The following is a 10,567-nucleotide window of genomic DNA, read 5'->3' as shown; positions in this document are numbered from 1 at the left end:
TTCGGCCAGCCGGAGATCAAACTCGGCGTGATCCCCGGCATCGGCGGCACCCAGCGGCTGACCCGCATGGTCGGCCGCGCCAAGGCAATGGACCTGATCCTCACCGGCCGCACGATGGACGCCCGCGCCCCGGCACGGGCCGCAAACGCCGCCCGGCAGGGCCTCCGGGCGGCCCGGTGTGCCGCACTTCGCGCACTCCAGTACGCGGAGGGGTGGGCGTGCGGCGGCCGGTGTGGGCTCCGGCGGGAGCTTGTTGGTCAGGCGGTTGCGGACGAGGGCGGCCGGGCTGTGGACCGGGGTCGGGAGGCCTGCGGTCAGGGCCTGGAGTACGTGGTCGTCGGTGGCGCCCCTTGCGAACCACTCGGTGAGCAGCGGGGCGAGGTCTGCGCAGGACTTGGCCGACAGGGACAGGGCCGGGGTCGCCCGGCCGAGGGCCGCGAGGAGGATGTACGCGCGGGAGCGGGTGGGGCCTCGCCGGTCCGCTGAAGGTTCCTGCTCCTGAGGTACGTCGCCCCGCGTGAACGCCGCCCACCAGCCGTCGTCCCGTGCCGTTCGCGAGAACCACGTTCGGGTGATCCAGCGTGGGCTTCCCGAGTCGGCCAGATGTTCGCGGCCCCGGCGCAAGTGGCCTGCCCGTTGGAGGTTGTTGAGGGCTGTGCGGAGGGCGCACTGGCCGTACGGGAGCGTCTTGGCCAGCGTCTTTACGGAGATGTCGGCGCCGTTGGGGAGGCGGTCGATGTACGCGGCGACGGCTGCTTCGCGAGGCGGGAGGTGGGCGAAGTCGTGTGCCGTGCGGGGGAGTTGGTCCGGGGCGCCGCGTTTTCCGTAACCCGGGTTGGCCATGGGGTGCGGGGAGGCGTGCGCGGGCAGGAACGTAGCACTAAGGTTGGCGTCAGCCATGGGATCGAGTCGCTTTCGATCTCGTAGGTCAGGCCCCCGCAGGTGTTTGCCGCACCTAGCGGGGGTTGTTCGTTGTGCGGGCACGCTGAGCCCATGTGACTGTCCGTGGCAAATCGGTCGCGTCACGTCAACCCGCGTGGAGGGTGGGCGGGTTGAAGCCCGCCTCCCAATCCTCAGAAACAGGGCTCGGAGCTCGACGCTTGAGCTTCGGGCAGAGCGGCTGCGGGTGGCCCCGGTTCAGCTCCGTCGGCCCGTACCCGCCCTGATCGCTTCGGAGTTGCGCCGATGCGTCCAGCCGCCCGCGCCTCCGTACCGATCGCGGAAAAATGTGACACCTGGACCCCGGACTGTCACATTCCCGCGACCCACCTACCCCGCCTACCGGCTGTCGGCCGCTGAGCCGCACCGGTGTGCAGGCGAGGCGCTGACGCGCACCCGTCGACCGGCCGGCCCTCTGCTAGTCGTGCTTGAGGTTTGCGACGAAGGCCGTCCAGGCCTCGGCCCGGAACGCGAGCTTCGGGCCGTGGGGGTTCTTGGAGTCGCGGACAGGGGCTAGGCCGGGGAGGTTGGCGGCGACTTCGAGGCAGTCGCCACCGCTGCCGCCGCTGTGGCTGGACTTGTGCCATACAGTGGCTGCACCGTGTGGGCGCGAATGACCGGAAGCGTTGCCGCAGGCAGGAAGGCAGGGGCGGGGCCCGAGGGCCCCGGCTGTGTGCCCGCCGGGGCGGTGTGTCAGACGATGGCGAGCCGGTCCACCAGCAGCTCCACCCTCGACTCGGCGTCCTCGGGCAGCAGGCGGCCCGCTCGGGTCAGGGTGGCCAGGCCGTGCAGGGCCGCCCAGAACGTCTCGGTGAACAGCCCCGGGTGGACGCTGTCGCCGGCGACCTCGGCGAGGCACTCGAGCAGGGCGGCGAAGGCGTCCTTCAGCGGCTCGGGGGTGTCCTCTTGCGCGTACGCCAGGCCGCCGTCGAGCTGGAACAAGGCGTCGTAGACCGCCGGGTTGCGTGCGGCGAAGTCGAGGTAGGTGCGGGCCAGGGCGGTGACCCGGGCGCGGGGGCGGTCCGCGGCGGAGGTCGCGGCCCGCACCGCCGTGGCCAGATCGGCGGCCCCCTGAAGGGCGACGGCGCCGATGATCTCGCGCTTGCCTCGGAAGTGGCTGTAGAGGACGGGCTGGCTGTATTCGATGCGCTCGGCGAGCCGGCGGGTGGTGACCGCGTCCCAGCCCTGCTGCTCGGCGAGTTCGCGGGCGGTCGCCACGATGAGGCGCTCGCGCTCCGCCCGTTCGCGCTGCTTGCGTTCCTGTACCGACATGAATCGATCCTAGCATCGCTAGACAACCGAGCGGCAGTAGTACTAGCGTTGCCTCATCAGCTAGCAACGCTAGTTCACGGAGGGGTCGTCATGTTCAACGCACTCGAGGTCGTCACCACCGTCGTCGTCGGCCTGATGGTGGGGGTGGAGTTCTCCGTCGCCTTCATCATGAACCGGATCCTGGACGCGCTTCCCGAAGACAGCGGCCAGCTCGGCCACGCCCACGGCGGCCGGATGCTCGGCGCCCTGATGCCGTTCTGGTACATCGGCTCGCTCGTCCTCGTCGCGATCTGGGCCGTCGCCGGATGGCACCACGACGGCGCCGGACTCGTCGCCACCGCCGGCGCGCTGCTGATCCTCAGCGTGATCATGTCGCTCCTGCTGCTCGTCCCGATCAACAACCGAAACAAGACCTGGACCCCCGAGAACCGGCCCGCCGACTGGAAGGAGCAGCTGCACCGCTGGGGCCGCTACCACTACGTCCGCGTCGCCGTCATCGTCGCCGCGTTCACCCTGCTGGTCGCCGCCCTCGCCTGATACCACCGCTGCCCTGACATGCACTGGTTCGCCCCTGTATATCGACGGCTTTTGCCCCGTCGGGGTGAGCCCGAGAGGGCTTCGGATTTCTGACCCCGCGGGCCGACGCCACGCCGGTGGCCGCACAATCCCCACTCCCCGGGCGGCGGCTGACCACCGAAATCCCGGCATCCGGAAATGCAGCTGCCGCTCAGATCCCACAATTGCCATCCCGGCAAGCTACGCCCCTCGATCAGCCGCGTCCGCGCGGCCTGATCAGGCCCCATACGACACAGCAAGCTCCACGAAGCTCACCAAGCTGACGAAGTCTCGCAAGGAGAAGAACAGTGTCGCTGAAGAAGATCAATACCGTACTGGCCGCCGCCTTCATCCTCTTCATCCTCTGGTTCGGGACGGAGTTCATCCTGAACCCGGAGACGACGGCGCCGGGCTTCGGCCTGCCGAGCTGGCCGTCCGGCGACGGCGACGGCTTCCTGATCATCAAGGGAATCCGCGACGTCGTCCTGGCCCTGGTCCTGGGCATCCTGCTGGTGACGGGCCACCGCCGGGCGCTGGGCTGGGTGCTGCTGGTGGAGGCCCTCGCCGCGTACGGCGACATGACTACGGTGCTGGCCCACCACGGCTCCGTGGCCACCGCGCTCGGCATCCACGGCCTGACCGCGACACTGATGGTGGTCAACGGCCTGCTGATCATGCGCGAGACCCGCAAGGTCGCGGCCGCTCCGGAAACGCCCGCCCTGCAGCCCGCCTAGCGCGGATCGGGTCGTGATCAATCCGTGGGTTTCGCCCCGTTCCAGGCCCTGGCCCGGTAGACCGTCGTGCGTGACGCGCGCAACTGACGGACGAAGAGTGGGACTTCCTCGAGCCGTACCTGCCGATCGGCGAGTACGGCCCGTACCCCAAGACCCTGCGGCAGCAGGTAGAAGACCGCCGCCGAAGAGGAGAAGGCCCCGCCAAAGGGGGCAGCCCCGAAGTACAAAGCGGACGCGACGCCGAAGCGGCCCCCGAGCGGGAGGAGCGACGACGGGTCCGCCGCCGGCGAAAGCTCCGCCTGAAGACCGCCCTCTTGGGAGGCTCGCGGGGCGGGTAGACCAGCAAGTCCACCTCGCCGCCGACCGCAGTTGCCGCCCGCTGGCGTTCGTGCTGACCGCCGGACAGGCTGCCGACAGCCCGCAGTTCATCCCGTCCTGCGGAAGACAAGACCCCCGACAGCTACCTCGCCGGCCTATACCTGCGCGCCTCGATGATCTGGATCAAAGACCTCACCAGAGCGACTCATTGATCACGACCCGATACGCGCCCTAGCGCGGTACGGCGCTGACCTGTGACGGCGCCGGAAGTCTTGCCGGAGCGCTAGAGGTTGCCCATGGGTTCGATGTCGATCTTGTGGGGTTCGCCCCAGATGCGTAGGACCTCGTAGTCGGTGAACTCGTGGACCAGGCGGTAGGCCATGCCGGGGTGGGGGCCGCGGCGCTGGGCGGCGAGGAACAGCTCGGCTTCCTGTTTGTCGCGGCGGGGGGTGCCGCAGAGTTGCCAGACCTGGCCCGTCCACATCTCGGGGAGCCAGCGCTGCTGGGGCTGGGGGCGGTCGCCCCGTACGCCGTAGCGGGACTTCGTGCGCTCGAGCGTCTCGTCCGGGGTGGTCGGACGGCCCTGGGTGAAGGAGTCGTTGACCTTCGAGCGGCGGGCGATTCGGCGGCGGGTCTCGCAGAGCAGGCAGAGGTCGGGGGCGTCCTCGTCGACCGGGCCCGTGGGGTGCTCGGCGCAGCGCGTGGTGGGGGCCGCCGTGGTGACCGTTTCCTCCAGGAGGTCCAGCGCTCGCTTCAGGTCCGCCTTGACCTCGTGCAGCTTCGCGTCGGGTGTGTCCTTGCCCAGGGCCTCGCCGTGCTCGCCGAGAAGCCGCAGGGCGCGGCCCAGGGCGGTCAGCTGTGCGTGGTTCATGGTGGTCGTCCCTCCCGGGAGCGGAGCTGTGCTGCCGACGCCCCCAAGAATCACATGTGCCACTGACATTCCGCCCCGGGAGCCCGGGCTCGGGCGTGACCGTCGCCCCCGGGAGCCGGCTCGGGCCGCTCCTCGGGCGCTGCTCAGCCGCTCGCGAGGGCCGCCTGAAGAGCCGCCCGAAGGTGGCCGTTCGCCTCGGTGAGCAGGCGGGCGGCGGTGGCGGCGTCGACGTCGGCGAGGATGACGAGGATCGCGTTCTTCGTCTCGCCGTCGGCCGCGCTCAGGGCCGCCTCGATCTGGTCGTCGGGCGCGCCCGTGGCCAGCGCGACGATACGGCGCGAACGGGCCCGGAGCTTGTCGTTCGAGGCCCGTACGTCGACCATCAGGTTCCCGTACGTCTTGCCCAGGCGGATCATCGTGATCGTCGACAGCATGTTGAGGACCAGCTTCTGGGCCGTGCCCGCCTTCAGGCGCGTCGAGCCGGTCAGCAGCTCGGGGCCCACGACGACCTCGATGCCGTGGTCGGCCGCCGCCGCGAGCGCGCTGTCCGCGTTGCAGGACAGGCCGATGGTCAGGGCGCCGAGTGCGTGGGCGTGTTCCACCGCGCCGATCGCGTACGGGGTGCGGCCCGAGGCGGAGACGCCGACCACCGTGTCGTTTGCGGTGATGCCCAGGGAGCCCAGGTCCTCGGCCGCCAGCTCCTTGGAGTCCTCGGCGCCCTCGATCGAGTTGACCGTCGCGTCCGGGCCGCCCGCGATCAGGCCGACGACCTCGGAGGGGTCCGTGTTGAACGTGGGCGGGCACTCGGAGGCGTCGAGCACGCCGAGGCGGCCCGCGGTGCCCGCGCCCGCGTAGACGAGACGTCCACCGCGTGCCATACGGTCCGCGATGGCGTCGATCGCGGCGGCGATCCGCGGGAGCTGTGCGGCGACGGCGGTGGGCACGGTCGCGTCCTCACCGTTCATGATCTTCGCGATCTCGAGGGTGGGCAGTTGGTCGATCCGAGCGAGCTCGGGGCGGAACGCCTCGGTGGTCAGGGTCTCCAACTCGTCCCGTACATCACGGAAGGGGGAGGAGGCATCGGCGGGGGAGGTCATGTGGGGCGGCTCTTTCCGGTGTTCGTTCCGGTGCTGGCTTTCGTTACTCGTTACTCGTACTCGAGTACTTGTACGCGAACTGCTCGGCCTAGCGCTGGGAGCCGCGGGGGCTGTGGCGGTGCGCCAGCGCCTCATACGAGGCGGCCAGTGCCGGCGCCGCCGTCTCGTACGTCCGCTGGGCCACGCCTATGAACAGGCAGTCCACGACCAGCAGTTGGCTCGTACGGGACGACATGGCGGCCGGCCGCAACTCGCTCTCGCGGGCCGTCGACGTGGTGAGGACGTGGTCGGCGTACTGCGAGACCGGGCCGTCCGGGCGGCCGGTGATCGCGACCGTCGTGGCGCCCCGCTCGAAGGCGACCCGTAGCGGTTCGATGACGTCGCCGGTCGAACCGGAGTGCGTGATCGCTATCGCCACGTCCTTGGCGCGCAGCTGCACGGCGTTGGTGACCGCGAGGTGCGGGTCACTGAACGCGTGGGCTATGAGGCCGATCCGCAGGAGCTTCTGGTGGAGGTCCTGGGCGACCAGGCCGGAGGCGCCGACTCCGTAGACGTCGATACGGCCGGCCGCCGCGAGCGCGGAGACGGCCGCGCCGAGCTGGACCGTGTCCAGCCCTGCCGCGGTGTCGGCGAGGGTCTGCTGCTCGTCGTACGCCAGTTTCGCCACGACGTCCGCGATCGGGTCGTCGACCGCGATGTCGGCCGTGACGGCGGGCGCGCGGCCCGACTGCTGATGGGCGGCGAGGCCGGCGAGGGCCAGGCGCAGGTCGCGGTAGCCGGGGTAGCCGAGGAGGCGGGCGGTGCGGACGACCGTGGCCTCGCTGGTGCCGGTTCGCTCCGCGAGGCCGGTGACTGTGAGGGCCGCGCAGCCTGCGGGATCGCCGGCCACGGTCTCGGCGACCCGCTGCATGGAGCGGGTCATCGACGGGGCGAGCGTGCGGACCTTGGCGGCGAGGGCCGCCGGGGCGGGCGGGGTCTCGCCTGCGAAAATTTCCTTCACGTTGGGGGTCACCTTTGAAAGGTATTTTCGGCGGACGGGAGGGTCAAGGGGTGGCTGGGCCGTAGGCGCACAATGGGCGTATGGAACAGCCCGCCTTCCCCTACCCCGTCAGCCCGCTGGAGCAGGCGCTGCATGCCGCCCGTGCGCTCGTGATCGCCGATCTCGTCGCGGGCGATGTCGCCGAGGCCGATGTCGTTTCCCTCGTCGAGGCGTCGGTGGTGCAGCGGCGGTGGTGGGTGGAGCAGTGGCCGGAGGGGGTGGAGTATGTGGCGGGGCTGGTTGCTCAGGATGTGCAGGACGCGTTGCTCGAGCGGTACGGGCGTTGGCCGCTGTGCCCCGTCTGTGGCGCCGGTGACCCGCACGCCCTCGATGTCGAACCGGAACTCGGGCCCGATCCGCACTGGGTGTGCCACAAGGCGGGCGTGAGGGTCTCGGCGGTGGGCTCGCTCGGCTCGGCGACGGGAGGGCCCGGCGGCGGTCCCGGCGGTCCCGGCGGTCCCGGTGGGGCGTCCTCCTCGTGACCGTCTACATCGATCCGCCCGTGTGGCCGGGCCACGGGCACCTGTGGTCGCATCTGATCAGCGACGTGTCGTTCGACGAACTGCACCTGTTCGCCGCGGAGTTGGGCGCCCCGCCCCGTGCCTTCGAACGGGATCACTACGACATTCCGTCGCATCGTTACGCGGACTGCGTGCGCGCCGGAGCGGTTGAGGTCAGCAGCCGCGAGGTGGTGCGGCTGCTCCACGAGTCGGGGCTGCGCAGGCCCAAGGGGCGTACGCAGCCACGTACGTAAGGCCCCTCAGGTCAGCTCGCCGACGCGCAATTCGTACACGTACTCCTCCTCGTCCTCCCGCACCCGCGTGAAGCCCGCGCGCGACACCACGCCCTGGGAAGGAGTGTTGGCGCGGTCGATCTTCGCGCACAGCAGCTTTTTCACGTCGTCGCGTGCCAGCGCCCATGCGGACAGCGCGCGCAGCGCCTCCGTGGCGTAGCCGTTGCCGCGGACCGGTTCCGCGAGGTCGTAGCCGATCTCGACGCGGCCCTCGTCGTCGGGCGTGCCGTGGAAACCCATGCCGCCGATGGCGACGCCGTCCGACCTGCGCACCAGGACGAACACGCCCCACTCCGGGCGATGTTTCCCCCTCTCGTACGCCTTCACGACCAACCCGGAGGACACGTCCGTGCCCTCCGGGGGGCGGCCCTCGATCCACTCGAAGCCGCCCGTGCCGCCGATCCGCATATCGGCGGCGGCAGCGGGGGTGACCCCTTGGAGGGTGAGCCGCTCGGCGGGGATGACGAGGTTGTTGTTCCAGCGCCACTCGGTGACCGGCGCGCGGCCGGGCAGGTCGCCGCGGCCGGTGGCCCACAGGAGGGTGCGCCAGTGGTCGGGTCCTGGCTGGACGTGCGGGAAGATCCGGGTGAGTACGTCCTCGCAGAGCTGGGCCGGGGGCTCGTACGCGATCCCCAGTCCCTCGGCGATGTCATGCGTGTGCAGGAGCACCTCGGCGATGCCCATCGCGGCGAAGCCCTCGCGGTTCGCGCTGCGGAAGGGGTACGGGTGGAAGCCCCGCGCCTCGCGCGGCGCGGTGCGGACGGCCGCGGCGAGCAGGGCGCCGGTCGCCTCGATGACCTCCAGGAGGTCATCGGGGCCCTCGCACTCGGCGCAGTCGATGCGGAAGGGGACGTACCGGTCGGTGGGGCGGCCTGCTATCTGCCCCGCGTACGCGATGAGATCCGACGCGATGTGCTCCGCCGTTCTGCGGCAACTCCAGTCGAGGCGGCCTGCCTTGACGCCCCAGTCCCGCTCGCCGGCCGCTGGCCGCAGCGCCGCCACGGCGTCCGCGACGGCTTCCTGTATCTGATCCCCGCCCATGTCTCCCATGGGGGCGACGATAGGTGGTCAGTTCGCGGAACGGGACTGAATAACCGCCTCATCGGTGCCGGCGGGTGCGGCCCCGATGACGACGCGGGAAGCCGGACGCCGATGAAGCCGCAGCGAGACGGCGCTCGCCGCCCCCGCCGTGACCGTCATGGCCGCACCGGCCCACGCCGTCGAGGCGTACCCGAACCCCGCGTCGATGACCACGCCGCCCAGCCAGGGACCGCCGGTGTTGCCGAGGTTGAAGGCGGCCGTGGTGGTGGCGCCGGCGAGGGTCGGGGCGGCGCCCGCGACATTGAACATGCGGGCGTTCAGCGCGGGAGCCGTATAGAAGGCCGAGACGCCGAGGAGGAAGGAGAGGGCGACGGCGGCGAGCGCGTACTGGCCGAGGAGGGCCAGGGCGATGAGGAGAACGGTCGAGGCCGCGATGCCGGACAGCAGTACCCCGAAGAGGTGCGCGTCCGCGATCCGGCCGCCGATCGTCGTGCCGACGAGCGCGCCGATCCCGAAGAGTGCGAGGACGGTGGGTACCCAGCCTTCCGCCAGGCCCGCCACGTCCGTCAGCAGCGGCGCGAGATAGCTGAATGTGCAGAAGACGCCGCCCGCGGCGAGGGCGACGATCGAGATGGTGAGCCAGGTCTGGCGGTCCCGGTAGATCCGCAGCTCACGCTTGAGCCGGGGCCTCTCGGCCGGGAGGGGAAGGGACGGGATGAGGGTGACGACCCCGACGAGGGCGATCCCGGACGCGGCGGCGACCGCCCAGAAGGCGGAGCGCCAGCCGAGGTGATCACCGAGGAAGGCACCCGCCGGGACGCCGAGAACGTTGGCGATCGACAGACCGCCGATCATCACGGCGAGCGCGCGGGCACGGGCGTTCGCCGGCACCATCGCGACGGCGACCGCGGCACCGACCGCCCAGAACCCGGCACACGCCAGCGCACTGATCACCCGGGACGCGAAGAGCACGGCGTAGTTCGGCGCGAGGGCACCCGCGATCTGGCCCAGGCCGAAGACCGTGATGAGGCTGATCAGGGTCGTGCGGCGGGGGAGGCGGATGGTTGCCACGGCGAGCAGGGGCGCTCCGACGACCATCCCGATCGCGAAGGCCGATATCAGCAGGCCCGCACGTGGGATCGACACGCTCATGTCGTCCGCGATGGCCGGCAGGAGGCCGGACAGCATGAACTCGCTGGTGCCCAGGGCGAAGACGGAGAGCCCGAGGATGTAGACGGCCAGGGGCATACGGGCGGGAGCGCGGGCGACGGAGGGCATCTTCATGGGCAACCAAGGGGGATGGAGTGGCATTCCCGGACGCGGTCACTGAGCGGCGTCGAGGAGCTCCAGCTCGGCGCCGATGTTGTAGCGCGCCGTCGCCTCCCACTCCGCCGCCCCGTGCGGGGTGCGGAACAGGCGTGGCAGGGCGAGGAGTTGGCGCAGGACCGTGGCGCGGCCCTCGCGGAAGGCCTCCGAGGGGACGAAGGCGTACTCCTCGCGGATGGCCGCCGTGTAGACGGCGTACGTGTTCGGGGGCGCGGCCAGGATCGCCAGGTCGGCGTCGCAGAGGACCTGGCCGTTGGGGTCGTCGGGTGATGGGTCGTGGGTGATCGTGAGGCGGACCAGGCGGGCGACCTCGGCCGTCTTCTCCGGCGGGAGACCGGCTTCGGTCAGGGCGCGCTCGGCCAGGCGGGCCGAGCGTTCCTCGTTCTCGGAGCGGTCGGGGAGGTAGACCGCGTCGTGGAACCACGCGGCGAGGCGGACCAGGTCCGGGTCGTTCGCGTACTGCTCCAGTACGTCGATGTGGTCCAGGACCGCCGTGAGGTGATCGAGGGTGTGGTAGCGGCGCTGAGGTTCCGACCAGCGGGTCAGGAGGTCGTCGGCGTAGGGGGCGGGGTCGGGTGTGGC

Annotated in this window: 13 protein-coding genes and 1 pseudogene; 6 read left to right on the top strand and 8 right to left on the bottom strand. The window is 71.0% G+C overall.

The window, feature by feature from the left end; translation table 11 throughout:
• The coding region (locus G6048_RS52130; protein ID WP_408056227.1) for an enoyl-CoA hydratase-related protein at positions 1-486 on the top strand (486 nt) is incomplete at its 5' end.
• A gap of 871 nt (positions 487-1,357) precedes the next feature.
• On the opposite strand, the gene G6048_RS52125 is transcribed toward G6048_RS52130, so the two are convergent.
• Positions 1,358-1,636: a DUF397 domain-containing protein gene (locus G6048_RS52125; protein ID WP_165345083.1), complete on the bottom strand. Its 279-nt coding sequence runs from the start codon at positions 1,634-1,636 to the stop codon at positions 1,358-1,360.
• On the bottom strand, positions 1,633-2,211 hold the full coding sequence (locus G6048_RS43175) for a TetR/AcrR family transcriptional regulator (RefSeq protein ID WP_165345080.1): 579 nt from the start codon (positions 2,209-2,211) through the stop codon (positions 1,633-1,635). The genes G6048_RS52125 and G6048_RS43175 overlap by 4 nt, the downstream gene beginning before the upstream one ends.
• A gap of 90 nt (positions 2,212-2,301) precedes the next feature.
• Between G6048_RS43175 and G6048_RS43170 the strand changes: the two genes are divergently transcribed.
• From G6048_RS43170 to G6048_RS52260, 3 genes and pseudogenes are all read left to right on the top strand, one after another.
• Complete coding sequence (locus tag G6048_RS43170; RefSeq protein ID WP_165345079.1) at positions 2,302-2,748, top strand: DUF1772 domain-containing protein; 447 nt, start codon at positions 2,302-2,304, stop codon at positions 2,746-2,748.
• A gap of 326 nt (positions 2,749-3,074) precedes the next feature.
• Complete coding sequence (locus tag G6048_RS43165) at positions 3,075-3,500, top strand: DUF4267 domain-containing protein (protein WP_165345078.1); 426 nt, start codon at positions 3,075-3,077, stop codon at positions 3,498-3,500.
• 239 nt (positions 3,501-3,739) lie between these two features.
• A pseudogene (locus G6048_RS52260) lies at positions 3,740-3,975 on the top strand (IS5/IS1182 family transposase); the annotation flags it as partial.
• A gap of 126 nt (positions 3,976-4,101) precedes the next feature.
• On the opposite strand, the gene G6048_RS43155 reads toward G6048_RS52260, so the two are convergent.
• From G6048_RS43155 to G6048_RS43145, 3 genes are all read right to left on the bottom strand, one after another.
• A complete protein-coding gene (locus tag G6048_RS43155; protein ID WP_165345077.1) occupies positions 4,102-4,689 on the bottom strand; it encodes a hypothetical protein in 588 nt (195 codons plus the stop codon).
• A 143-nt stretch (positions 4,690-4,832) separates the two neighbouring features.
• Positions 4,833-5,786 (bottom strand): N-acetylmuramic acid 6-phosphate etherase, encoded by a 954-nt coding sequence (gene murQ / locus G6048_RS43150; protein ID WP_165345076.1) that lies wholly within the window; start codon positions 5,784-5,786, stop codon positions 4,833-4,835.
• An 88-nt stretch (positions 5,787-5,874) separates the two neighbouring features.
• Entirely contained in the window at positions 5,875-6,798 is a 924-nt protein-coding gene (locus tag G6048_RS43145) for a MurR/RpiR family transcriptional regulator (protein ID WP_165345075.1), read from the bottom strand.
• Positions 6,799-6,866: 68 nt separating this feature from the next.
• Between G6048_RS43145 and G6048_RS43140 the strand changes: the two genes are divergently transcribed.
• Together G6048_RS43140 and G6048_RS43135 are read left to right on the top strand one after the other, a co-directional pair.
• Complete coding sequence (locus G6048_RS43140) at positions 6,867-7,307, top strand: hypothetical protein (protein WP_165345074.1); 441 nt, start codon at positions 6,867-6,869, stop codon at positions 7,305-7,307.
• Positions 7,304-7,579 (top strand): DUF4031 domain-containing protein, encoded by a 276-nt coding sequence (locus G6048_RS43135; RefSeq protein WP_165345073.1) that lies wholly within the window; start codon positions 7,304-7,306, stop codon positions 7,577-7,579. The genes G6048_RS43140 and G6048_RS43135 overlap by 4 nt, the downstream gene beginning before the upstream one ends.
• Before the next feature lie 6 nt (positions 7,580-7,585).
• On the opposite strand, the gene G6048_RS43130 is transcribed toward G6048_RS43135, so the two are convergent.
• The 3 genes from G6048_RS43130 to G6048_RS43120 form a co-directional block, all read right to left on the bottom strand.
• Positions 7,586-8,668, bottom strand: coding sequence for a GNAT family N-acetyltransferase (locus G6048_RS43130; RefSeq protein WP_206342843.1), 1,083 nt, complete (start codon positions 8,666-8,668; stop codon positions 7,586-7,588).
• A gap of 18 nt (positions 8,669-8,686) precedes the next feature.
• Entirely contained in the window at positions 8,687-9,907 is a 1,221-nt protein-coding gene (locus G6048_RS43125; RefSeq protein WP_165345081.1) for a Cmx/CmrA family chloramphenicol efflux MFS transporter, read from the bottom strand.
• Positions 9,908-9,982: 75 nt separating this feature from the next.
• Positions 9,983-10,567, bottom strand: a 585-nt coding sequence (locus tag G6048_RS43120) for an HD domain-containing protein (RefSeq protein WP_165345072.1), incomplete at its 5' end; no start/stop codon positions are given.

Source organism: Streptomyces ureilyticus (assembly GCF_011045025.1).
Classification (GTDB): domain Bacteria; phylum Actinomycetota; class Actinomycetes; order Streptomycetales; family Streptomycetaceae; genus Streptomyces; species Streptomyces ureilyticus.
This window is presented reverse-complemented; position numbering and strand designations above follow the sequence as displayed.